The sequence below is a fragment of the Streptomyces sp. NPDC096310 genome, from assembly GCF_044763125.1.
Classification (GTDB): Bacteria; Actinomycetota; Actinomycetes; order Streptomycetales; family Streptomycetaceae; genus Streptomyces.
The window spans coordinates 1-23411 of the sequence record NZ_JBIWFO010000041.1 but is presented as its reverse complement, the minus strand read 5'-3'; the positions used below and the strand labels follow the sequence as shown (position 1 = coordinate 23411).

Genomic DNA, 23411 nt, shown 5'->3' with positions numbered 1-23411 from the left:
CACCCCACGGGCGCGCGTCGCCGCCTGTATCCTGCCGCGTATGCCGTCTGCCCTTTCCCCGCAGCCGGATCGTGGTGCACCTCCCGCCCAGCGGGGACTCCTGACCGAACGCATCGCGCGTCAGATGGAGCATGACATCCGGTCCGGAGAGATCGCCGTCGGCACGAAACTGCCCTCCGAGCGTGAACTCGCCGCACGCTTCAGCTCCAGCCGTAACGTGGTCCGTGAGGTGCTGCGCCGTCTTGAGGCCCAGCACCTGATCGAGGTCGCGCCGGGCCGCGGGTCGTTCGTACGGGAGCAGGCACCCGGCCAGGCGCGCAGTTACGACGCCCTGTACCGGGCCGGCCGGCCCACGGTGCGGCAGCTCATCGAGGCGCGCCTCCCCCTTGAGGTCGAGATCGTCAGACTGGCGACGGAGCGCGCGACCGCTGAGGACATGGCGGCGATGCGGGCGGCCAGGGACGCCGTGGAGTCGGCCACGGATGTCGTCGCCAAGGCCCAGGCGGACCTCGATTTCCATGACGCGATCGCGGCGGCGAGCGGCAATCCCGTGCTGCGGATCATGCTGTCCTCGATCAGCGGGATGATGTTCGAGATGATGCTCCGCTCGAACTCCGATCCGTCGATCGGCGAGCCCGGTGTGCCGCACCATCCCGAGATCTTCGAAGCGATCCTGGCCCGCGATGTGGAGCTGGCCTGCGCGCGGATGCGGGCCCATCTGATGCTCGGGTTGCGCACGTACGGCGCCGATCTCGATGTCAGTGTGAACGCGATGGCCCGGCAGCACATCGAGTCGTTGCTCGGCCGGGACGACCACCAGAGTTAGGGCCTCTCGTTCGGGTCTTGCCGGGGGCCCGCGGGCCGCCCGTCCCAGCACGCTCCGTGGTGCGGCGCCGGACGCTGCGTCATACCGACGACAAGGGGTGTTCAGCGCCTGGCGTCTCTTGCTACGGTCCCTCTCACTGTCACAACTGGTCCTACCAGTTGGACCAGTTAAACAGGGCAAGTCAGGACGTATCTCACCAGAAGGATACCCAGAAAGACGAGGACGATGATGTCCACGAGCAGCCAGTTCCTCAGCCGGCGCTCCTTCGGCAAGGCCGCCGCCGGCTTGGCGGCCGCGGCGGGCGTGGGGTCGCTCGGTGCCTGTTCGGCCGGGGGCGGTACCGCCTCGGCGAACACGCCGTTGAGGATCATGGCGATCAACCACGTCTGGTCCCAGGCGATCAGACGCCGTCTCAAGGAGTTCGAGAGCCAGGTCGGACGCAGGGTCTCCATGACCCTGCTCACCGCCGACCAGCTCTCCAACAGCTACAACGTCAAGCTCAACGCCTCCGGAACCGACGTGGACGTCATGATGATCCGGGCGCTCCAGGACCAGTTGCTCTTCGGGCGCAACGGCTGGCTCACCGATCTCACCGGTCTGGTGAAAGGCGAACCAGGGTACGACTGGCCGGACTTCCAGGATGCCCCCCGCGAGGTGTCGGTCACCGGGGGCAAGGTCCTGAGCGTCCCCGTGGTGACCGAACGCCCGACGCTCTACTACCGCAAGGACCTGGTGGAGAGTCTGGGCGGACCGCCCAGGACGCTCGACCATCTGATGGAGATGTCGCTCGAACTCGCCGACCGGGACCGGAAGTTCTTCGGCTTCGTCGGGAGGGGACAGCGCAACGGCGCGGTCAGCCAGTGGTCGAGCTTCCTCTACTCCTTCGGCGGTGACTTCATCGTGGACGGCGCGTCCGGGATCGGATCGCCGGAGGCGGTGGCCGCGTACACCTACTACGGCACGCTGCTGGCACGGACCGGCCCGCCCGGGGCCACCAACATGAGCCTCGAACAGGCCATGCCGGTCTTCGCGCAGGGCAAGGCGGCCTTCTACGTGGACGCCGACGCCATCTACAGCAACTTCCTCGACCCGAAAATCTCCACCGTGGGCCGGACCGTCGGGTTCGCCCCCTTCCCGGCCGGTCCGGCCGGAGCCCGGCCGCACAACATCCCCTCCTGGAGCCTGGGCATCAACCGCTTCTCCCTTCTGCGCGACGAGGCGTGGGAGTTCATCCGGTGGGCCTCCAGCCCGCGGATGGTGGCGGAGCTACAGGCGGACGGTATCCCGGGTGCCCGCCGGTCGGCGTGGTCGGACCCGCGGACGCTCGCCGCGTTCCCGCCCGAACTCGCCGCGACCATGCGGACCAACGCGAAGCGCGGCATCGGGTACGACCGGCCCCAGGTCCTCCAGGTCGGCCGTTCACGCGACATCGTCGGACGCCCGCTGGTGGCCGGGATCCTCGGCGAACGGGTGGCACCGGTCGCCCGTGACGCCGACGCCGAGTTCAACGACTTCCTGGTCCGCGACAACCGTCACAGGGAGTCCTGATGCGTACGACCGAGGCCACCACCGCGACGCCGGGCGAGACGCCCGGCGTCGCCGCCCACGCGCGCGGGCTGCCCGCACCGGGCTCCCGCCCGCCCCGCACCTTCGAGCAGGCCAACCGGCGGCTCCGGTGGGCCATGCTCGCGCCGGCGCTCGCCTTCGTCGGCCTGATGATCGTCTTTCCGCTGGCCTTCACACTCCACCTCAGCCTCACCGACGCCTTCGGCGCGGTCAACGCCGACCAGAACTACATCGGCTTCCGCAACTTCCTCGACGCCCTCGGCGACTCCCGCCGCTTCTGGCCCGCCGTGCAGCGCACCGTGCTCTTCACGGTGGGCGCGGTACTGGTCGAGACCGTGCTGGGCCTGGGCCTCGCGATGCTCATGCGCAGGCCGTTCCGCGCCATGCGGTGGGTGCGTACGGTCCTCATCATTCCGCTGCTCACCACACCGGTCGCCATCGGCATCCTGTGGCTGCTCATCCTCGACCCGAGCAACGGCATAGCGAACCATCTGCTCATCTCGCTCGGACTGCCCCCGCAGGAATTCCTCGGCTCGGTGAGCCAGTCCCTGCCGACCCTGATGCTCATCGACGTCTGGCAGTGGACGCCGATGATGACCCTGCTGCTGCTCGCCGGGCTGACCACCCTCCCCGCGGAGCCGGAGGAAGCGTCCCTGGTCGACGGGGCCAACGCCTGGCAGCGGTTCCGCCACGTCATCCTGCCGATGCTCGGCCCGACGCTCGCCACCGCGCTGGTGCTGCGCGCCGTGGACGCGCTCAAGACGTTCGACGTCCTCTACGCGACGAAAGGAGCGGGCGGCGGTTCCGACTTCGAGGCGGAGACCCTCAACGTCTACGCGTACGGCCTCACCTTCGACTACCAGGAGTACGGGCTCGCGTCGGCGGTCCTCGCCCTGTTCACGCTCTTCATCATCGGCGTCGTGGTCCTGCTCCGCCGCCGTACCGGAAGGAAGACCGCATGAGCCCGACCGCCCGGCGCCGTTACGGATCCTGGCTGCGGGGCGTCGCCATCGCCGTCGTGACGCTCGTCTTCGCGCTCCCGGTCATCTGGATGTTCGCCGCCGCGTTCAAGACGAACGTCCAGGTGACCGACCCGACCGTCGGCCTGTGGTTCTCCCCCACGCTGGACAACTTCCGCAGTGTTCTCGGCACGGGGGAGATCCTGCGGCCGATGGGCAATTCGCTGCTCGTCGGTGTGGTGTCCACCGTGCTCTCCGCGCTCATCGCCGTACCGGCCGCCTGGGCCGTGGGGCGGTTCCGGATGCGCCGTACCGGCTCGCTCATCCTGATCGCGCGGATCGTTCCGGCGGTCTCCCTGCTGGTCCCCTGGTACTACCTGTTCGCGCAGGCGGGTCTGGTGGGTTCCTACACCGTACTGATCCTCAGCCATATGTTCGTCTCGGTCCCGCTGATCCTCTGGATCATGATCAGTTTCTTCGAGGGGCTGCCGGTCGAACTCGAAGAGGCGGCGCGTACGGACGGGCTGTCCGCGTTCGGCGCGTTCCGGCGCATCACGCTGCCGCTGGCCGCGCCGGGCACCGCCACCGCGTCCCTGCTGGCCTTCGTCTTCAGCTGGAACAACTTCATGTTCGCGCTGATCTTCGCCGACGAACACACCCGGACGGTGCCCGTCGCGCTGTTCAACTTCATCTCCTACGCGAGCACGGACTGGGGCGGTCTGATGGCCGCCGCCGCGCTCATCACGGTGCCGGTCCTCCTCGCCGCCGTCCTCGGACAGAAGTACCTGGTGGCGGGGTTGACCTCCGGCGCCACGAAGGGCTGATCCGCTCCCCCGTCCCGTACGACCGTTCACCGTCCGCACCCCACAGCTCAGGAAGAACGTATTCATGAAGATCGTCGACGCGCAGGTCGTCGTCACCAGCCCCGGCCGCAATTTCGTCACGCTGAGGATCACGACCGACGAAGGCCTCTCCGGCCTCGGGGACGCCACCCTCAACGGGCGCGAACTGGCCGTCGCCGCGTATCTGCGCGACCATGTGGCGCCGCTGCTCATCGGTATCGACCCGCACCGCGTCGAGGACACCTGGCAGTCCCTGTACCGGGGGGCCTACTGGCGTCGCGGGCCCGTGACGATGGCCGCGATCGCCGCGGTCGACGTCGCGCTGTGGGACATCAAGGCGAAGGCCGCCGGCCTCCCGCTGTACCAACTGCTCGGCGGCGCGAGCCGGGAGCGCGTGGCCACGTACGGGCACGCCGACGGAAGGGATCTGCCGGAGCTGTTCGACTCGATCCGCGCCCGCCTCGCCGAGGGCTATCCCGCGATCCGGGTGCAGACGGGCATCCCCGGGCTGAAGACCGTGTACGGCGTGCACAGCAGCCCCGACCGCGCCGAGGCCGCCCCGCACCAGCAGGCCCGCCCCGTGGTCGAGGACTGGGACACCGCGGCCTATCTGCGCCACATCCCCACGGTGTTCGAGGCGGTACGGGGCGAGTTCGGGCCCGAGCTGCCCCTGCTCCACGACGCGCACCACCGGCTCACCCCCGCGCAGGCGGCCCAGCTCGGCAAGGACCTGGAGCCCTACCGTCTCTTCTGGCTGGAGGACTGCACCCCCGCCGAGAACCAGGAGGCCCTGCGGCTGGTCCGCCGCCACACCACCACCCCCCTCGCGATCGGCGAGGTCTTCAACACCGTGTACGACTACCAGACGCTCATCGGCGAACAGCTCATCGACTACGTACGCTCGGCCGTCACCCACTTCGGCGGTGTCTCCCCGCTGAGGAAGCTCTTCGACTTCGCCGCGCAGTACCAGATCAAGAGCGCCATCCACGGCCCGGAGGACATCTCGCCGGTCGGTATGGCCGCGGCCGTCCATCTCGACCTGGCCATACACAACTTCGGGATCCAGGAGTACGCGGGCCACACCCCGCTGACCCATGAGGTCTTCCCGCACGCCTACACGTTCACCGACGGGCACCTCCACCCCGGGGAGGCCCCGGGGATCGGGGTGGAGCTGAACGAGGAGCTGGCCTCCGCGCACCCGTACGAGGCCGCCTACCTGCCGGTCAACCGGCTCCAGGACGGTTCCGTCCACGACTGGTGAGCCCCCGCCCCGGTGGAGCGGCCCCCGCCCGCGTGGTCATCGCCGGGCCGCGCGGGCGCGCTGGACGAGCAGGCCGGCGATGCCGAGGGCGAGGACGAGATAGAGGGTGACGGTGATCGGGCTGGAGACCAGCGCCGCGGGGTCGCCCTCGCTGACCGCCATGGCGCGGCGGAACTCGGTTTCGGCGAGAGGGCCGAGGATGACGGCGATGAGGACCGGGGCGACGGGCAGCCCGTAACGGCGCATCGCGAAGCCGAGCAGCCCGATCGCCAGGACCAGGACGAGATCGAGGAGCTTGCTGCTGGTCGCGTAGACGCCGAGCATCGCGAAGACGGTGATGCCGCTGTAGAGGTAGTGGCGGGGGACTTTGAGGAGTTTGGCCCACAGCGGTGCGAAGGGCAGGTTGAGTACGAGCAGGACGGTCATCGCGATGAAGAAGCTGGCCAGCAGGGCCCAGACGAGATCGCTCGCCCGCTCGAAGAGCAGAGGTCCTGGCTGGAGACCGTACTGACGGAACGCGGCCAGCAGGACGGCGGCCGTCGCGGAGGTGGGCAGCCCCAGGGCGAGCAGGGCGCCCATCGCGGTGCCCGCGGTGGCGTTGCCCGCCGCCTCGGGGCCGGCGACGCCCTGGATGGCGCCCTTGCCGAACATGGAGCCGGTACGGCGCGAGCCGAGCCGGCGTTCGGTGCCGTAGGACAGGAAGGTGGGCACCTCGGACCCGCCCACGGGGATGATGCCGAACGGTACGCCTATCGCGGTGCCGCGCAGCCAGGCGGGCATCGCCTGGCGCAGCTCCCCGCGGGAGAGCCACAGCCGGCCGGTGGACGGCATGACGCGCAGGTCCTCCTGGGTGCCGCGGCGCGCGGCGACGGAGATGACCTCGCCGAGGGCGAGCAGGCCCACGGTGATGACCACGATGTTGATGCCGTCGAACAGTTCGGGGAGCCCTCCGGTGAAGCGGGCGGCGCCGGACATGCCGTCGACTCCGACCAGGGCGATCGCGAGGCCGATGACCAGGGCGGCCAGCCCGCGCAGGATCGAGTCGCTCACCACGGCCGAGATCGCGACGAACGCGAACACGGCGAGTGCGAGGTACTCGGCGGGGCCGAAGAGCGTGGCGAGTTCGGCCAGCGAGGGCGCGAAGAACACGACGAGTACGGAGGAGAGGATGCCGCCGATGAACGCGCCGATGGCGGCGGTCGCGAGGGCCTGGGCCGCGCGCCCGGACTTCGCCATCCGGTGGCCCTCGATGGATCCGGCGATGGCGGTGCTGTTGCCGGGGGTGTTCATCAGGATTCCGGCGGTCGAGTCGCCGAACAGACCGCCGAACAGCACACCGGCGAACATGATGAACGCGCCGATGGGGTCGAGCGAGAAGGTCACGGGCAGCAGCAGCGCCACCGCCATCGCGGACCCGAGGCCGGGCAGTACGCCGACGGCCGTGCCCAGCAGGGCGCCGACGAGTACCCACAGCATGTTCATGGGTGTCAGGATCGTGAGGAACCCGTCACCGAGGTTGCTCAGTGATTCCATCAGAGCACTCCTGCCAGGACGCCCGGGGGCAGGTTGAGGCCCAGCCCCGCGGAGAAGGCCAGTTGGACGGTGGACGAGATGGCGATCGACAGGAAGAGGTCGAACACCGGCCGCCGGCTGCCGAGTGCGCGGGCGACGCCCCAGAAGAGCAGCGCGCCGGAGAGCAGCCAGCCGAGGGGGACGAGCAGGGCGATGAAGGCGGCGATCGTACCGACCAGTCCGGCCAGCGCCCGGTGGTTGCTGCGGGTCCTGACCGTCCCGTCGGTGTCACCGGCGGCGGCTTGGGCGGGAGTGGCGGGGGCGGTGTCGTCGGCGGTCCGTACGGCGTCCGGGTCCGCCGGGTCGGCGACGCGCTCGGGCTCGGGGCGGCGCAGTACGTCGACACCGAGGAGGACGGCGAAGACGAGGCAGGCGACGGCGACCACGGTGGGGAACATCCGCGGTCCGGGCGAGGCGACGTTGGCCGGCACCTCCATGGTGAGCGTTCCGGCACCCAGCACGACGCCGGTGACGAGCAGCAGCAACGGGATGATCAGGCCGGTGCGGCGGCGCAGGAAGGCGGCGGGACCGGTGTCCGCCGGCACGGGGTGGGTGGTCACAGACCCAGCTCCTTGATGATCGTATTCACCCTGGCCTGGTCCTGGCGGATGAAGTCGGCGAACTCGTCACCGGTCAGCAGGCTCTCCACCCACTTGTTGCGGGAGAGGGCGTCCGCCCACTCGGGGGTACGGGTCGCCTCGGTGACGATGTCGGTCAGTTCCCGGCGCTGTGCGTCGCTGATGCCGGGCGGGGCGACCAGGCCGCGCCAGTTGGGCAGCGACACATCGACGCCCTGCTCGATGAAGGTGGGGGTGTCGATGCCCGGCACGGGGGTGTCGGCCGAGACCGCCAGTGCCCGCAGGTTGCCCGCCTCGATCTGGTCGCGGAAGTCGTTGTAGCTGCTGACGCCGATCTCGACGGTGTCCGACAGCAGTGCTGTCAGCACCTCGCCGCCACCCGCGAACGAGATGTAGTTGACGTCCCCGGGATCGATGCCGGCCTCCCGCGCCGCGAGTCCGGCGAGCAGATGGTCGGTGCCACCGAGCCCGCCGCCGCCGACGGCGTGGCTGCGCGGGTTCTTCTTCCAGGCCGCCATGAAGTCCTTCAGCGTCCGGTACGGGGAGTCGGCGGGGACGATGAAGACCTGGTAGTCCTCGGCGAGCCGGGCGATCGGGGTGGTGTTCTCCAGGTCCACCCGCGACTTGTTGACCGTGATGGCGCCTTCCATCACGGTGCCCGTCATCATCAGCCGCGTGGGGTCCTTGCCCAGTTCGACGAATTGGCCGAGCCCGATGGTGCCGCCCGCGCCGGGCACGTTGACGACCTGGACGTTGTTGACGATCGAGCCGGCCCGCAGGGCCTGCTGGAACTCGCGTGACGCGAGGTCCCAGCCGCCGCCGGGCGCGGCCGGGGCCGTGACGGTCAGCTTCGACCTCGGAGTGGCGCCCGAGGTGGAGTTGCTGGCGTCCACGGCGGCGGCCCCGGCGAGCACCGCGGTGCACAGGGCACCGGCGACGCCGAGCATGAAACGTTTCCTCTGCACGACCACTCCCTTGTGATCTCGTACCGAGCTGTCTGCGATGGCCGGTGGTGTTGCCAGATGGCCGGTGGCGTTACCCCAGTGTGTCCATCTGGTGGATATTAATGACCGCCAGATGGTAAACATCATTTACGGGACGAAGCAATGGAGACGACACGGCGAAGAGAGGGAAACCGATGTCCCCGACGACCGACGGTGGCGGCATCCGGGCCGTGAGCCGGGCGTGGCAGGTGCTGCGCGCGTTCACACCGGAACGTATGTCACTCACACTGACCGACCTCGTCCGCGAGACGGGCCTGCCGAGGACCACCGTCCTGCGGCTGGTGGAGACGCTGGCCGGGGAGGAGTTGGTGGAGTACGGGACGGACGGCCGGATCCGGGTCGGCACCAGCATGATCGCCTTCGCCGCCTTCGCCGACACGGCCTGGACGGTGCCGCCCGCCTCACTGGCGCGGATGCGGGCCCTCGCCGCCGAGACCGGGGAGACGGTGAGCCTGTACGTACGGCAGGGCACGCGGCGCGTCGTGGTCGGCCAGGCCCCCAGCCCCAGCACCCTGCGCCATGTGGTGGAGCCGGGCGACGCGCTCACGATGTCCGTGGGGTCCGCCGCGTACGTGCTGCTCAGCCTCGAACCGCCCGGGGAGCGTGAGTCGCTCATCGCCGCCATCGCCGAGGAGTGGGGCGGTGACGCCGAGGCACTGCGGGCGGGGACGCGGGCCGCGGCCGAGCGGGGCTGGTGCGTCACCCACGGCGAGCGCGAGCCGGGCAACAGCGGCCTGGCGGTTCCCGTCCCGTTCCCCGGCGGCGACGCCCCGGCCCGTCCGCCGGTCCTCGCCGTCGGCGGTCCCACCGTGCGGTTCACCGAGGAGGAGATCCCCGGCTTCGTCCACGCGGTCCGCCGCTGCGCCGAGGACATCGCCCGCACCGGTCTGCCGCCCGCACTGTACTGACCTCGTCGAAGGAGAACCGTGCACCACTATCCGCCCCCCGGGGCGCTCCCCGTCGCCACCGTGTCCGACGCGATGGACCGGTTCGGCGTCGCCGACGGCATCCGCCCCCTGTGGCCGGGCGCCGTCCTGTCCGGACCCGCGTTCACCGTGTGGACACGGCCGGGCGACAACCAAGGCCTGCACGCGGCGTTCGAGACGATCAGGCGCGGGGAGGTCCTCGTCGTCAACGGCGGCGGGGACGCGACCCGCGCGCTGATCGGTGAGCTGGTGGTGCAGAAGGCGAAGGCACTGGCCATAGGCGGGATCGTGCTCGACGGCGCCGCCCGGGACGTCGTCGAACTGGCGCGGCTCGGTGTCCCGGTGTTCGCCCGCGCCGTCACACCGGCGGGGCCGTGGAAGACCGGTCCGTACCGCACGGCCGTCCCGGTCGCGGTCGGCGGGGTGCCGGTCGTCCCCGGGGACTGGGTGCTCGGGGACGACGACGGAGTGGCGGTCGTCCCGGCCGGGGAGGTCGACGACGTCGTCGCGCGGACGCACCGGCTCATCGAGGGCGAGGCCGAACGCCGGGCGGCCAACCGGAAGCTGGTGCCCCGTGACTGAGCGCCCGCTCGTCTGGATCCCGCGGCCGGTCCACGACGACGCCCTGGCCCGGCTGCGCCCGTACGCCGAGGTGCGTCCCGGATACGGTGCCGAGGGGGCCACGTTCGACGAGGTCCACGAACGGGTCGCCGCCATCCTGCTGCGGACCGAGCGCGTCGACGGCGCGATGCTGCGCCGCGCGCCCCGCCTGCGGATCGTGGCGCGGCACGGGGTCGGCCTCGACACCGTGGACGTCGACACCGCGCGGGAGCTGGGCATCACCGTCACCACGACCCCGACGGCCAACAGCCGGTCCGTCGCCGAGCACGCCGTGGCGCTGCTGCTCGCGGTACGCCGGGGCATCGGCATCGCGGTCCGCGACGAGGGGGACACCCGTGCCGCGATCCAGGGCCGGGAGCTGGGCGGTGCGGTGCTCGGGCTCGTCGGTTTCGGCCGTATCGCCCGCGAGGTCGCCACGATCGCCGGGCGGGGGTTCGGGATGCGGGTCCTGGCCCATGACCCGATGGTGCCGGCGTCCGTCATGACGGACGCCGGCGTCGAACCCGTGGATCTGCCCACGCTGTTGTCCCTGGCCGAGAACCTCAGCCTGCACGTTCCGCTGGTCGAGGGGACCCGTGGCCTCATCGGCCTGCCGGAGCTGCTGGCGCTGCCCGGGGGCGCGGTGGTGGTGAACACCTCGCGCGGGGGCATCCTCGACGAGTCCGCGCTGCTCACGGCGGTCCGCCGAGGCCATCTGGCGGGCGCCGGCCTCGACGTCACCACCGTCGAACCGCTCCCGTCCGACCACCCGTTGCGCGACGAGGCGTCGGTCGTCATCACCCCGCACACCGGCGCGCAGACCGCGCAGGCGCTGCGCCGGATGGCGACCGAGGCCGCCGACCACATCATCGCCCACATCATCTGACCCGGCGCCAAGTGTGCGCCCTCACACCACTGCGTACCACCAGGCGGTTCGCTTGTGCCGCTGGATGGTTCCATGGTGTGATGGCGCGGCCCACTCACCGGCGAGGTGTCCGCCTCGCCGTGTGCCGGGACACCGAGACACGAGGGAGACGGCATGCCCGAATCCGACACCGGCGGCGTCCGCAGTGTGCAGCGCGCGGTGGACCTGCTCGCCCTCTTCGACGCCGAGCATCCCAGCCGGCCCGTACGCGAACTGGTCGACGCCACCGGACTGCCGAAGACCACCGTGGTGCGGCTGGTCCACACGCTGGAACAGTGCGGCCTGCTCTGGAGCCGGGGGGACGGCCGGCTCGTGCCCGGCACCGGGCTACTGAGATGGGCCGAACTGGCGGGCCGCACCTGGCGGTTGCCGGAGGAAGCGCTGCGCCGCCTCGCCGCGCTGAGCGAGGCGAGCGGGGGCGAGACGGCCTCGGTCTACGTCCGCCAGCAGAACACCCGGGTATGCGTCGCCCGCCACGAAGGCACCCTCACCCTGCGCCATGTCGTCCGTATCGGGGCGGAGATGCCGCTGTGGTCGGGGGCCGCGAGCCATGTCCTCCTCTCCCGCGCGGACCGCGCCGACGTCGCCGCGGTGGCCTCCCTCGCACCGGACGGCGACCGGGACGCGCGGCTCTGGGAGCACACCAGGAAGGCCGCCGAGGACGGTATGGCCGTCAGCCACGGGGAACGGGAGCCGGGCGTCTCCGGTGTCGCGGCCCCGGTCTTCGCCACGTCGGGCCGGCTGACCGCGGCGGTCGCACTGGGCGGCCCGACCACCCGCTTCACCGACGAGGCCGTCGCCGGTCTCACCCCGGCCCTGCTGGACACCGCACGCGCTCTCACGGCGCTCGACTGCATCGGAGGCACCGCCTGATGACGACTCCCCTCCTGGAGGGCGTCCGGGTCCTCGATCTGACCAACGTCCTCGCCGGCCCCTTCGCCGGCTATCAACTCGCGCTGCACGGCGCCGATGTCATCAAGGTCGAGATACCCGAATCCGGGGATCTCGCACGCCAGTTGGGCGCCGACCGCGCTCTCGGGGAAGAACTGCTGGGGGCTTCCTTCCTGGCACAGAACGCCGGCAAGCGCTCCCTCACCCTCAATCTGAAGGACCCGGACGGGCGGGCGGCGCTGCTGCGCGCGGTGCGCGAGGCGGACGTCCTGCTGGAGAACTTCCGGCCCGGTGTGATGGACCGGCTCGGCGTCGGCCGCAAGACACTGAGCGCCGAGAATCCCCGGCTCGTCTACTGCGCGATCTCCGGCTTCGGGCAGACGGGCCCGCTGCGGGACCGCCCGGCGTACGACCAGATCATCCAGGGGCTGAGCGGGATGATGAGCGTCACCGGCACCCCGGGGACCGCGCCGCTGCGGGCCGGGTTCCCCGTCGCCGACACACTCGGCGGCATGGCGGCGGCCTACGCGGTCGCGGCGGCGCTCGTCCGGCGTGGCCGCACCGGGGAGGGCGCCTTCGTCGATGTCTCGATGCTGGAGTCCGCGCTCACCGCCATGGGGTGGGTCACGTCCAACTACCTGATCAGCGGGCGGGTTCCGGAGCCCATGGGCAACGAGAACTTCACCGCGGCCCCCTCGGGCACCTTCCGTACCGCCGACGGCCATCTCAACATCGCGGCCAACCGGCAGCAGCAGTTCACCACCCTGTGCCGGCTCATCGGGCGCGAGGAGCTGACGACCGACCCGCGCTTCGCGCACCCCGCCGACCGCAAGACACACCGCGACGCCCTGCGCGACGCGATCGAGGAGGGGCTCGCCGCCCGGCCGGCGGCGCAGTGGGAGGAGATCCTGTCCGACGCCGGGGTACCGGCGGCGCGGGTGCTCTCGGTGCCGGACGCCCTGGGCCTGGACCACCTGGCGGCCCGCGGCTTCGTCCACGACCTGCCCTTCCCCGACGGCCGCGAGCGCTCCCTGCATGTCCTCGGCAGCCCGGTGCGGGTGGACGACGAACCGGCCGCCGCCCCTTCGCCCCCACCGCTGCTGGGAGAACACACCGACACGGTACTGGCGGAACTCGGCTACACCCCGGTGGAGATCGCCGCGCTGCGCGAAGGAGGTGCGGTGTGACCGGCACAGCGGTACCGGCGAGCGGCGGACCGGCGCGGGAGACGGCGGACGGGGGCGAGCCGATGATCGCGGAACGCACCGTCACCGACTGGTGGTCCACGGCGGTCAGCGAGATCAGGCCCGGCGAGATCAGGCTGCGCGGCTACCCGGTCGAGGAGCTGATCGGCCGGGTCACCTTCGCCGAACAGATCTGGCTCATGCTCCGCGGCGAACTGCCCACCCCTGTCCAGGGACGCCTGTTGGAGGCCGCCCTGGTCGCCGCCGTCGACCACGGGCCGCAGGCCCCGTCGATCGCCGCGGCCCGGATGGCTGCCACCTGCGGTGTCGGGCTGAACAGCGCCGTCGCGACCGGCACGGGTCTGCTCGGGGACGTCCACGGCGGGGCCGGACAGCAGTGCATGGAGGTACTGCGCCGGGTGACGGACGGCGAACAGGCCTCCGACATCGTCGCCGAGTACCGCGGTCGCCGCGCCTACCTACCCGGCTTCGGCCACCGCTTCCACCCCCGGGACCCCCGGCGGGACCCCTTGCTCGCGCTCGTACAGGAGGCCACCGACGCCGGCGAGGTCCCCGGCCTGGCGCTCTCCGCCGGACTGTCCCTCGAAGCCGCGCTCGCCGCGGGCCGGGACCGCCCCGTGCCCATGAACATCGACGGGGCCACCGCGATCATCTACGCGGAACTCGGCTTCCCGCCGCAGCTCGGCCGGGGCCTGTTCGTCCTCTCCCGCAGTGTGGGCATCCTCGCCCACGCCTGGGAGGAGACGGAGAACGGGGCCCGCATCAAGGGACCGCTGCCCCGCCAGCTCCTCGCGGGCTACCACGGCCCGCCGGAACGCCACCCGGACCGCGGTGCCTGACCGCCGACGGGCCGGGGGACGGCGGGACTTGGGGTGGGCGGGGGTGTCAGTGGCCTGTGTGATGATGCGGGGATGCCGACCGGTCCAGGCGTGACCGGGCATGCGTGAGGGGGCGGGGCCGCAGCATGGCCAAGGACGAGGGGTCCATACCGGACGAGGAGTGGGAGCGGCCGGCGCCCGCGCCGGCCCTGACGACCGGGCGGTACGGGCCCCGGCGCCGATGGCCGGGTCGTACGAGGCCCGGCGCCGATGGCCGGGTCGTACGAGGCCCGGCGCCGGTGGCCGGGACGTACGCGTCTTGTCCCTGACGGTCGGCCGGCAGGCCCCGGTGCCCGCCGTACCGCTTCTCAGGCGGTACGGGACTCCTCGCGGCCCCGGTCCGGGGTCGCCCCCAACTCCTCGATGACGCTGTCGAGATGTGCCCTCGCCGCGGCTTCCGCGGCCTCGGGGTCACCGGCCACGATCGCGTCGATGATCGCCAGGTGCTGGGGCAGCGACCGCGTCGGGCGGCCCGGCCGCAGCGCGAGCCGGAACTGGTAGCGGACCATCTGCCCGTTCAGCCGTTCCAGCAGCGTCTTCGCGACGTCCTGCCCGCTCACCTCGGCGACCAGGTCGTGCAGGCGACGGTTGAGCCCCGAGTAGGTGTCGAGTTCACCGCCGGCCACGGCGGCCCGCATCCCCGCGCCGATCTCCAGCAAACGCTCGTGGTGCGCCGTGGTGGCCCGCTCGGCGGCGCGCCGGGCGCACAGGCCCTCCAGCGAGGCCCGGCACTCCGTGATCTGGACGGCCTCCTCCACCGGGATCACCCGGACGCGGGCGCCCCGGCGCGGGATCAGCTCCACGAGCCCTTCGGCGGCAAGGTCCTGGAGCGCTTCACGGACCGAGCTGCGTGTGGCCCCGAACGTCTCGGACAGCTCCTGCTCGATCAGCCGCTGCCCCGGGACCATGTCCCCCGTGGCCAGCGCCGCCCGGATGCCCGCGCCGACCGCACTCCGGCCCGCCTGCCCGGTGACCTGCTTCTGCGCCACGCCTACCGCCTTCCCCGGTCCACCGTCCGTCCCCGTCGCACCGCAGTCTATGGGGCGTCACGGGGCACGTGAACAACGCCTGAAACTTTTTCGTCAAGCATATTGTCAACAATCTGGTCGACGGTTAGGTTGGCGAGCGAAATCGCACGGAGGGAACGCAATGACGCAGCCCACGGCGGCCGAAGCCGCCTCCGCTCCCCGCCCCCGGACCCACGCCGGCCAGACCGCCGTCCCCTGCTGGTTCCTGCGCGGCGGCACCTCACGCGGACCGTTCTTCCGCTCCGCCGACCTGCCCGCGGACCGTGCCGCCCGGGACTCCGTCCTCCTGGCGGCCGTGGGATCGCCCGACCCGCGCCAGATCGACGGACTGGGCGGGGCGAACCCCCTGACGAGCAAGGCCGGCATCGTCGGTCCCGGCAGCCGGCCCGACATCGACCTCGACTTCACGTTCGCGCAGATGCAGCCCGGCAGCGATCTTGTCGACACCACGGCGAACTGCGGCAACATGCTCGCGGCCGTGGTCCCCTTCGCCGTCGAATCCGGTCTGCTGGTCCCGGACGGCGACACCACGACGGCCCGCGTCCTCACCCGTAACACCGGCCTGGTCGCCGAGATCTCCATCCGTACCCCGTCGGCCGAACCGTCCGGGAACGGCATACCGGCCGGACGGTACGTCGGATACGCCGGTGACACGGCCATCGACGGCGTACCGGGCACCGCGGCGGCCGTCACCATCGGCTTCCTCGACACCGAGGGCTCGGTGTGCTCCGCTCTGCTGCCCACCGGGAACGTCCGCGACCGGGTGGAGGCCCCGGGCATCGGCCCCGTCGACGTCACCTGCGTCGACAACGGGCAGCCGCTCGTGATCGTGAACGCGGCCGACCTGGGACGCACCGGCCACGAAACCATCGAGTCGCTGAACGCCGACACCGAGCTCAAGGAGCGCCTGGAAGCGCTGCGGCTGGTCTGCGGCGCGCTGATGGGGCTCGGCGACGTGACCGCGAAGAACTACCCCAAGATGACCCTGGTCTCCCCGCCCGCGCACGGCGGCACGATCACCACCCGCAGCTTCATCCCGCATGTCTGCCACGGCTCGATCGGGGTGCTCGCCGCCGTCACCGCGGCCACCGCCTGTGTGCTCGACGGATCGGTCGCCGCCGAACTGGCCGACATCCCGCCGGGCACCGACGTCGATGTGTCGGTGGAACATCCGGCCGGCGAGTTCACCGTACGACTCGGTCTGAGCCAGGACACCCCGCGCCGTGTGACACGGTCCGCCCTGGTGCGCACCGCACGGCTGATCATGGCCGGCGATGTCCTGGTCCCCCACGGCGCCTTCCGCCACCAGCGGCTCTGACCCGCCCGAAGAATCCCCCGAAGGATCCACCCGAGATCCACCCGAAGATCCACCCGAACGACCCGAACGACCTGAACCAGCCCCAGGAGGAGCAGCGATGATCATCGACTGCCATGGCCACTACACCACCGCGCCCCCGGCGCTGGCGGAGTGGCGCGACCGGCAGATCGCCGGACTCACCGATCCCGCGCTCGCGCCCGACCCGGCCGAGCTGCGGATCAGCGACGAAGAGCTGCGCCGGAGCGTCGAGGACAACCAGGTGCGGCTGATGGACGAGCGCGGCATCGACCTGACGGTGTTCTCCCCTCGGGCGTCCTTCATGGCCCACCACATCGGTGACTTCCGCACCTCCGCCCGGTGGGCGGCCCTCTGCAACGAGCTGATCGCCCGGGTCTGCGCACTGTTCCCCGACCGCTTCGCCCCCGCCGCGATGCTCCCCCAGTCCCCCGGCACCGACCCGGCCACCTGTGTCCCGGAGTTGGTCCGCTGTGTGGAGGAGTACGGGGCGGTCGCCCTGAATCTCAACCCCGACCCGTCCGGCGGCCACTGGACGGCGCCCCCGCTGACCGACCGCTCGTGGTACCCGGTCTACGAGAAGATGGCCGAGTACGACATCCCGGCGATGATCCACGTGAGTACGAGCGTCAACCAGGCGTTCCACACCACCGGCGCCCACTACCTCAACGCCGACACCACGGCGTTCATGCAGCTCGTCCAGGGCGATCTCTTCACCGACTTCCCCGGCCTGCGGCTGGTCATCCCGCACGGCGGCGGCGCCGTCCCGTACCACTGGGGGCGCTTCCGGGGGCTGGCGGCGGCGCTCGGCAGGCCGCCGCTCGACGAGCATGTGCTGGGCAACGTCTTCTTCGACACCTGTGTCTACCACCAGCCCGGTATCGATCTGCTCCTCGACGTCGTCCCCGCCCGTAACCTCCTCTTCGCCTCCGAGATGATCGGCGCCGTCCGCGGTGTCGACCCGGACACCGGCCACCACTTCGACGACACCCACCGCTATCTGACGGCCGCCGGGCTGTCCCCGGAGACACTGGCCGACCTCTGCGAACACAACGCGCGCTCCGTCTACCCACGCCTCGACGCCCTGCTGAAGCGGCAGGGACGCTGACCCGAGCCGGAAGGAACCACACGATCGTGTACACACTCGGAGTCGTCCACCGGAACATCACCAGGGCCCCCCGCCGGGACGTCGACGCCCTCGCGCCGTTCGGTGTCAGCACCCTCCACGAGGCCATGGGCCGCACCGGTCTGATGCGCCCGTACCTCAGGCCCGTCTACCCCGGCGCCGCCTTCCACGGGACGGCCGTCACCGTCCTGCTCCAGCCCGGCGACAACTGGATGCTGCATGTGGCGGCCGAACAGCTCCAGCCCGGCGATGTCCTCGTCGCGGCCTGCACCACCGAGTCCGAGGACGGGTTCTTCGGCGAGCTGCTGGCCACCTCGGTCCGCGCCCGGGGGTGCGCCGGGCTGGTCATCGACGGCGGCTGCCGCGATGTGGCCGCCCTGGAGGAGATGGACTTCCCCGTCTTCAGCCGGGCCGTCAACGCGAAGGGCACCGTCAAGGCCACCCTCGGCTCGGTCAATGTGCCGGTCGTCTGCGGCAACGCGCTGGTGCGCCCCGGTGACGTGGTGGTCGCCGATGTCGACGGTGTGGTCGTCGTACCGGCCGAGCGGGCCGGGGAGGTCGCCGAGGCGTCCCGGGTCCGCGAGGCCAACGAGGAGGGGAAGCGGCAGCGGTTCGCGGCCGGGGAACTCGGCCTCGACCTCTACGCGATGCGCGAACCGCTCCGGGAGGCCGGTCTCCGTTACGTCGACTGACATCCCGCCCGCACCGGCCCTCGTCCCCCGTCCGCCCGCATCCGCACCCGTACGACCGGAGTCCCGATGAGCACGCGCGCCCCCAAGTCCCCCGGCTGGCTGGACTGGTGTCCGAACCCGTCCCGGCCCGCCTTCACCCTCCCCCCGGGAACCGTCGACACACACTGCCATGTGTTCGGCCCTCAGGAAGAGTTCCCGTTCGCCCCCGAACGGAAGTACACGCCCTGCGACGGCGGGAAGGACCAGCTCTTCGCGGTGCGCGACCGGCTCGGTGTCAGCCGTAACGTCGTCGTCCAGGCCACCTGCCACGGCGCCGACAACAGCGCCATGGTCGACGCCGTCCTGGCCTCCGGCGGCCGGGCCCGAGGCATCGCCACCGTACGCCCGGACATCGCCGACGCCGAGCTGCGCCGCCTCCACGAGGCGGGGGTCAGGGGCGTACGGTTCAACTTCCTGAAGCGGCTGGTCAACACCGCGCCCCAGGACGAACTGGCCGCCGTGGCCCGGCGGATCGCGCCGCTGGGCTGGCATGTCGTCCTCTACTTCGAGAGCGCCGACCTGCCGGAGCTGGAGGGCTTCTTCGGCTCACTGCCCACGCCCCTGGTCGTGGACCATCTGGGGCGGCCGGATGTGACGGCCCCTTGCGGCGGCCCGGAGTTCAGCCGCTTCCTGCGCTTCGTCGAGCGCGGCGACGTCTGGGTGAAGGTGAGCTGCCCCGAGCGGCTGAGCGTCACCGGACCCCCGGCGCTCGACGGCGAGCGACACGCGTACACCGATGTGGTGCCCTTCGCCCGCCGGGTCGTCGAGGAGTTCCCCGACGACGTGCTGTGGGGCACCGACTGGCCGCACCCCAATCTCACCGGCCACATGCCCGACGACGGGCTCCTCGTGGACTACGTCCCGCGGGTCGCGGTCACCACCGACCAGCAGCGGAAATTGCTGGTCGAGAACCCGACGCGGCTCTACTGGCCCGGCGAGTCCACCGGCTGCTGAGGGCCGTACCCGTACCGCACCACCCATTGTCACCGCTGCCGGCTGGACCCGTTCGACCCCACTCCTTCTTGCTCTCCTCACTCCGACAGAGGCCCCCATGTCCCACTCCAACGCGCTGAACCGGCTGAACCGCCTGCCGCTCTTCCGGTTCCACAAGACCACCCTGCTCGTGGTGTCCTTCGCCTACTTCTTCGAGTTCGCGGACATCAACAGCTTCGCGACCACGGCGCCCAAGCTGATCAATCTGTGGGGCGTCACCGTGAACCAGGTGGCCTACGTCACCTCCCTGTCCTTCGTCGGCATGTTCTTCGGTTCGATCATCGCCAGCGGCATCGCCGACCGGTGGGGACGCAAGAAGGCGCTCACCCTGACAACGGTGTTCTTCGGGGTCTTCTCGTTCACCTCGGTCTTCGCCTGGGACATCGTGTCCCTCGGTGTGTTCCGTGTGCTGACCTCTGCCGGACTCTCCGCGATGACCGTGGTGGCGGTCATCTACGTCAACGAGATCTATCCGGCCGCCTTCCGCGGCAAGTACCAGGCGTACGCGATCGTCATCGGCATCTGCGGTACGCCCGTCACCAATCTGATCGCCAGTGCGGTGGTGCCGCTGAGCGACTGGTCCTGGCGGCTGGTCTACCTGTGGGGTTCGGTCGGTCTGCTCTTCATCTTCTTCGCCCGCGGCCTCAAGGAGTCCCCGCGCTGGCTGGAGAGCAGGGGCCGGCACGCCGAGGCCGACGCGATCCTCACCGAACTGGAGGCCCGCGCCACCGAGGAGAAGGGCCCCCTGCCCGAGCCCGCGCCCCCGGTCGACGAGGAGCCGGCCGCCAAGGCGACTCTGCGTCTGCTGCTCCAGAAGAAGTACCTGGCGCCGACACTGCTGCTCACCGTGGTGTGGGTCACTCAGACCATCGGCTTTTTCGGCTACTCCAGTTGGGCGCCCACGCTGCTGGCGAAGGAGGGCTTCAGCGTCGAGAAGTCGGTGTTCTACGTGGCCCTGACGACGGTCGGCGCGCCGCTCGGCTCCTTCCTGGCCTCCCTGGTCACCGACCGCTTCGAACGCAAGTGGTGTCTGGTCGCCTTCGGTACGGTCATCGCGTTCTGCGGCCTTCTCTACGGGCTCACCTTCGACCCGATCCTGATCGTCGTCTTCGGCTTCCTGGTGAACCTCTTCGAACGCGGCTACACCGCGCTGGGGTACGCGTACTCGCCCGAGGTCTTCGACACCCGCAGCCGCTCGCTGGGTACCGGGGTCTCGTACGGTCTCGGTCGGTTGTCGAACGCGGCCGGACCGTTGATCATCGCGGCCCTCTACAACAGCTCCGGGTACCGGAGCGTCTTCTACTTCATCGCCGGCACCTGGCTCTTCGGCGCCGTGGCCCTGGCGGTCTTCGGCCCCAGGACCCGGGCCGCCCGGCTCGCGCAGACGGAGAAGACCCCTGCGGCGGCCTGACACACTCCGCCCCGTCGCCGCCGGTGTGCTGTGCACCGGCGGCGTGTGCGGTGCGGCCCCTCAGGGCGCGGTGCGCAGCCAGACGGCCGTGTCCTGGGGAAGGCGACCCGCCGCCAGCGGGCCGCTGGTGAGCAGTGTCTCCGTGTGCGGGGGCAACGGGGCGGGCTCCGCGGCGAAGTTGACCACGCAGATCAGCGCGGCCCCGGAGACGTCCCCGGCCCCGGAGACGTCCCCTGTCCCGGAGCGTTCGAAGGACAGCACGCCCGGCGCCGACTCCCGCCAGCTCATCGACCCGTCCCCGAGGCCGGGGACGGTACGCCGCAGCCGCAGGGCCTCCCGGTAGAGCGTGAGCATGGAGCCGGGGTCGGCGGCCTGGCGGTCGGCGGCGTACGAGGGCCAGAACTCCGGCTGCGGAAGCCACGGTTCGCCGGCCGGGCCGAACCCGGCGTACGGCGCGTCCGCCGTCCACGGCAGCGGCACCCGGCAGCCGTCGCGCCCCGGATCCGTGCCGCCCGAGCGCGCGTGCATCGGATCCTGGATCCGGTCCAGCGGGATCTCCGCCTCGGGCAGGCCCAGTTCCTCGCCCTGGTAGAGGTAGACGGAGCCGGGCAGGGCCAGCGAGAGCAGCGCGGCGGCGCGCGCCCTGCGGGTGCCGAGTCCGTGATCGGCCGGGGTGCCGAACTCCTTGGCCGCGAAGTCGAAGCCGGTCTCCTCGCGCCCGTACCGGGTGACCGTGCGGGTCACGTCGTGGTTGCAGAGCACCCAGGTGGCGGGTGCGCCGACGGGCGCGTGTTCGGCGAGCGTCGCCTCGATCGCGGCCCGCAGCCGGCCGGCGTCCCAGGGGCAGGCCAGGAAGCTGAAGTTGAACGCGGTGTGGAGCTCGTCCGGGCGGAGGTAGCGCACGAAGCGCTCGGTGTCGGGCAGCCACACCTCGCCGACGAAGACGGCGTCGTACAGGTCGGCTATGGCGCGCCAGGAGCGGTAGATGGTGTGCAGTTCGCCGCGGTCGACGTACGGGTGCGGGTCGCGGCCCGCGGTGAAGTCCGGCAGGGCCGGGTCCTTGGCGAGGAGCGCGGCCGAGTCGATGCGTACCCCCGCGACGCCCCGCTCGAACCAGAAGCGCAGCACCTCCTCGTGCTCCCGGCGTACCGAGGGGTGGGCCCAGTTGAGGTCGGGCTGCTCGGGGGCGAAGAGGTGCAGGTACCACTCGCCGTCGTCGAGCCGCGTCCAGGCCGGTCCGCCGAACTCGGAGACCCAGTCGTTGGGCGGGATCTCGCCGTGCTCGCCGCGCCCGGCCCGGAAGTGGAAGAGGGCGCGTTCGGGGCGGCCCGGTCCCGCGGCGAGGGCCGCCCGGAACCAGACATGCTGGTCGGAGACGTGGTTGGGCACGATGTCGATGATCGTGCGCAGGCCCAGCTCGCGCGCCTCGGCGATGAGTTTCTCGGCCTCGGCGAGGGTGCCGAAGGCCGGGTCGATGGTGCGGTAGTCCGCCACGTCGTAGCCGCCGTCGGCGAGGGGCGAGAGGTACCAGGGGGTGAACCAGAGCGCGTCGACGCCGAGTTCCACCAGATACGGCAGCCTGGCCCGGACCCCCGCGAGGTCCCCGGTGCCATCGCCGTCGCCGTCGGCGAAGCTGCGTACGTAGACCTGGTAGATGACGGCGCCGCGCCACCAGAGGGTGTCGACGGGCTCCGGCGGGCTGCCTTCCATGCGGTGGTTCCTTTCGGGGAGGGTGAGGGGTCCAGGTCAGCCCTTGGTGCTGCCGGCGCTGATCCCGGCGATGATGTGCCGCTGGAACACCAGGAACATCAGCACCATCGGGATACTGGCGATCACCATGGCGGCGATGAGTACCGAGAGCGGGATGTTCTGGGAGAGCTGGACGAGCGCGACGCTGATGGGCTGCTTGTCGGTGTCGGAGAAGACCATCAGCGGCCAGAGGAAGTCCTGCCATACGGCGACCAGTGCGAAGATCGACACCACTGCGAGCACCGGCCGGGACATGGGCAGCAGGATCGACCAGAGGGTACGGAGCCGGCCCGCCCCGTCGATCTCGGCGGCTTCCAGCACATCGCGCGGGATCTGGTCGAAGAAGCGTTTGAGCAGGTAGAGGTTGAAGGCGTTGGCGACGGCGGGCAGCCAGATGCCCAGCGGGTCGTTGAGCAGGCTGGTGTGGATCAGCGGCAGATCGGCGATCGTCAGGTACTTCGGTACGAGCAGCGCCTGGGCGGGCACCATCAGGGTGGCGAGGATCCCGCCCAGGATCACCGTGCCGAACGCGGGCCGCAGCTTCGACAGGGCGTAGGCCGCCGCCGTGCAGAAGACGAGCTGGAGGATCCAGGCGCCGGTGGCCTGCACCACCGTGTTCCCCAGGTGGGTGGGGAGCCGCATCAGCTCCCAGGCGTCGGTGTACGCGTCGAGGTGCCAGGTGCCGGGGACCAGGGTGGGCGGTGTCCGCACCAGTTCGTCCGGGGACTTCATGGCGCCGGAGGCCATCCAGTACACGGGGAAGAGGAAGGCGAGGACGAAGGCGAGGACGACACCGCAGAAGACGGTCCAGTAGAGCGCCTTCCCCCGGGTGCTCGCGAGCGCGAGCGGGGAGACGAGGGTGCGTACGGCCTGGCCGGGTGCGGCTCGGGTCATGGCGGTGCGGTTCCTCTCAGCTTGACGTTTAACCTCTGACCTCGAACGTCGCGTCGTACGTGCTCACTCGTCAGGGGATTTGCCGGGCAGGCGGACGGCCTTCGCATGATCAT

At 71.1% G+C, this 23411-nt stretch carries 22 protein-coding genes; 16 read left to right on the top strand and 6 right to left on the bottom strand.

Going from position 1 to position 23411, the window contains the following annotated elements; all coding sequences use genetic code 11:
* The first annotated feature begins 40 nt into the window (after positions 1–40).
* The 5 genes from ACIQ7D_RS36035 to manD all read left to right on the top strand — a co-directional run bounded on the left by ACIQ7D_RS36035 (position 41) and on the right by manD (position 5454).
* Positions 41–826 carry a FadR/GntR family transcriptional regulator gene (locus ACIQ7D_RS36035; protein WP_403945259.1) on the top strand — a complete coding sequence of 262 codons (786 nt, stop codon included), beginning with the start codon at positions 41–43 and terminating at the stop codon, positions 824–826.
* Between the two features lie 228 nt (positions 827–1054).
* The gene (locus tag ACIQ7D_RS36030) at positions 1055–2374 is read left to right on the top strand and encodes an ABC transporter substrate-binding protein (protein WP_403945257.1); all 1320 of its coding nucleotides are present in this window, start codon (positions 1055–1057) and stop codon (positions 2372–2374) included.
* Positions 2374–3354: a carbohydrate ABC transporter permease gene (locus ACIQ7D_RS36025; protein ID WP_403945255.1), complete on the top strand. Its 981-nt coding sequence runs from the start codon at positions 2374–2376 to the stop codon at positions 3352–3354. The genes ACIQ7D_RS36030 and ACIQ7D_RS36025 overlap by 1 nt, the downstream gene beginning before the upstream one ends.
* Positions 3351–4175 carry a carbohydrate ABC transporter permease gene (locus tag ACIQ7D_RS36020; RefSeq protein ID WP_403945253.1) on the top strand — a complete coding sequence of 275 codons (825 nt, stop codon included), beginning with the start codon at positions 3351–3353 and terminating at the stop codon, positions 4173–4175. The genes ACIQ7D_RS36025 and ACIQ7D_RS36020 overlap by 4 nt, the downstream gene beginning before the upstream one ends.
* A 64-nt stretch (positions 4176–4239) precedes the next feature.
* Entirely contained in the window at positions 4240–5454 is a 1215-nt protein-coding gene (gene manD, locus ACIQ7D_RS36015; protein WP_403945251.1) for a D-mannonate dehydratase ManD, read from the top strand.
* 36 nt (positions 5455–5490) lie between these two features.
* Here the strand turns inward: manD and ACIQ7D_RS36010 are convergent, their stop codons facing one another.
* From ACIQ7D_RS36010 to ACIQ7D_RS36000, 3 genes are read right to left on the bottom strand one after another with little or no spacing between them, the layout of a single operon-like run.
* The gene (locus ACIQ7D_RS36010; protein WP_403945249.1) at positions 5491–6987 is read right to left on the bottom strand and encodes a tripartite tricarboxylate transporter permease; all 1497 of its coding nucleotides are present in this window, start codon (positions 6985–6987) and stop codon (positions 5491–5493) included.
* Entirely contained in the window at positions 6987–7586 is a 600-nt protein-coding gene (locus ACIQ7D_RS36005; RefSeq protein WP_403945247.1) for a tripartite tricarboxylate transporter TctB family protein, read from the bottom strand. Before ACIQ7D_RS36005 ends, ACIQ7D_RS36010 begins: the two co-directional genes overlap by 1 nt.
* A complete protein-coding gene (locus ACIQ7D_RS36000) occupies positions 7583–8569 on the bottom strand; it encodes a Bug family tripartite tricarboxylate transporter substrate binding protein (protein WP_403945245.1) in 987 nt (328 codons plus the stop codon). Before ACIQ7D_RS36000 ends, ACIQ7D_RS36005 begins: the two co-directional genes overlap by 4 nt.
* A gap of 173 nt (positions 8570–8742) precedes the next feature.
* Here ACIQ7D_RS36000 and ACIQ7D_RS35995 point away from each other — a divergent pair, with 173 nt between their 5' ends.
* The 6 genes from ACIQ7D_RS35995 to ACIQ7D_RS35970 all read left to right on the top strand — a co-directional run bounded on the left by ACIQ7D_RS35995 (position 8743) and on the right by ACIQ7D_RS35970 (position 13994).
* On the top strand, positions 8743–9516 hold the full coding sequence (locus tag ACIQ7D_RS35995) for an IclR family transcriptional regulator (RefSeq protein WP_403945242.1): 774 nt from the start codon (positions 8743–8745) through the stop codon (positions 9514–9516).
* Positions 9517–9534: 18 nt separating this feature from the next.
* Positions 9535–10116 carry an RraA family protein gene (locus tag ACIQ7D_RS35990; RefSeq protein ID WP_403945239.1) on the top strand — a complete coding sequence of 194 codons (582 nt, stop codon included), beginning with the start codon at positions 9535–9537 and terminating at the stop codon, positions 10114–10116.
* Positions 10109–11020, top strand: coding sequence for an NAD(P)-dependent oxidoreductase (locus ACIQ7D_RS35985; RefSeq protein WP_403945236.1), 912 nt, complete (start codon positions 10109–10111; stop codon positions 11018–11020). Before ACIQ7D_RS35990 ends, ACIQ7D_RS35985 begins: the two co-directional genes overlap by 8 nt.
* Positions 11021–11173: 153 nt before the next feature.
* Complete coding sequence (locus ACIQ7D_RS35980; protein WP_403945234.1) at positions 11174–11932, top strand: IclR family transcriptional regulator; 759 nt, start codon at positions 11174–11176, stop codon at positions 11930–11932.
* A complete protein-coding gene (locus tag ACIQ7D_RS35975; RefSeq protein WP_403945232.1) occupies positions 11932–13137 on the top strand; it encodes a CaiB/BaiF CoA transferase family protein in 1206 nt (401 codons plus the stop codon). Before ACIQ7D_RS35980 ends, ACIQ7D_RS35975 begins: the two co-directional genes overlap by 1 nt.
* Positions 13134–13994 (top strand): citryl-CoA lyase, encoded by an 861-nt coding sequence (locus tag ACIQ7D_RS35970; RefSeq protein WP_403945228.1) that lies wholly within the window; start codon positions 13134–13136, stop codon positions 13992–13994. The genes ACIQ7D_RS35975 and ACIQ7D_RS35970 overlap by 4 nt, the downstream gene beginning before the upstream one ends.
* A 347-nt stretch (positions 13995–14341) precedes the next feature.
* Here ACIQ7D_RS35970 and ACIQ7D_RS35965 read toward each other — a convergent pair whose 3' ends face one another.
* A complete protein-coding gene (locus ACIQ7D_RS35965) occupies positions 14342–15022 on the bottom strand; it encodes a GntR family transcriptional regulator (RefSeq protein WP_403945227.1) in 681 nt (226 codons plus the stop codon).
* Positions 15023–15182: 160 nt separating this feature from the next.
* On the opposite strand from ACIQ7D_RS35965, the gene ACIQ7D_RS35960 reads away from it, so the two are divergent.
* From ACIQ7D_RS35960 to ACIQ7D_RS35940, 5 genes are all read left to right on the top strand, one after another.
* Entirely contained in the window at positions 15183–16379 is a 1197-nt protein-coding gene (locus tag ACIQ7D_RS35960; RefSeq protein ID WP_403945224.1) for a 4-oxalomesaconate tautomerase, read from the top strand.
* 97 nt (positions 16380–16476) lie between these two features.
* Positions 16477–17502, top strand: a complete 1026-nt coding sequence (locus ACIQ7D_RS35955) for an amidohydrolase family protein (protein WP_403945222.1) — start codon at positions 16477–16479, stop codon at positions 17500–17502.
* 26 nt (positions 17503–17528) lie between these two features.
* Positions 17529–18212 (top strand): 4-carboxy-4-hydroxy-2-oxoadipate aldolase/oxaloacetate decarboxylase, encoded by a 684-nt coding sequence (gene ligK / locus ACIQ7D_RS35950; RefSeq protein ID WP_403945221.1) that lies wholly within the window; start codon positions 17529–17531, stop codon positions 18210–18212.
* 66 nt (positions 18213–18278) lie between these two features.
* A complete protein-coding gene (locus tag ACIQ7D_RS35945) occupies positions 18279–19205 on the top strand; it encodes an amidohydrolase family protein (protein WP_403945219.1) in 927 nt (308 codons plus the stop codon).
* 97 nt (positions 19206–19302) lie between these two features.
* Positions 19303–20655, top strand: a complete 1353-nt coding sequence (locus tag ACIQ7D_RS35940) for an MFS transporter (protein WP_403945217.1) — start codon at positions 19303–19305, stop codon at positions 20653–20655.
* A gap of 60 nt (positions 20656–20715) precedes the next feature.
* Here the strand turns inward: ACIQ7D_RS35940 and ACIQ7D_RS35935 are convergent, their stop codons facing one another.
* Positions 20716–22365 (bottom strand): glycoside hydrolase family 13 protein, encoded by a 1650-nt coding sequence (locus tag ACIQ7D_RS35935; RefSeq protein ID WP_403945216.1) that lies wholly within the window; start codon positions 22363–22365, stop codon positions 20716–20718.
* Positions 22366–22401: 36 nt separating this feature from the next.
* The gene (locus ACIQ7D_RS35930) at positions 22402–23298 is read right to left on the bottom strand and encodes a carbohydrate ABC transporter permease (protein ID WP_403945214.1); all 897 of its coding nucleotides are present in this window, start codon (positions 23296–23298) and stop codon (positions 22402–22404) included.
* Positions 23299–23411 lie beyond the last annotated feature (113 nt).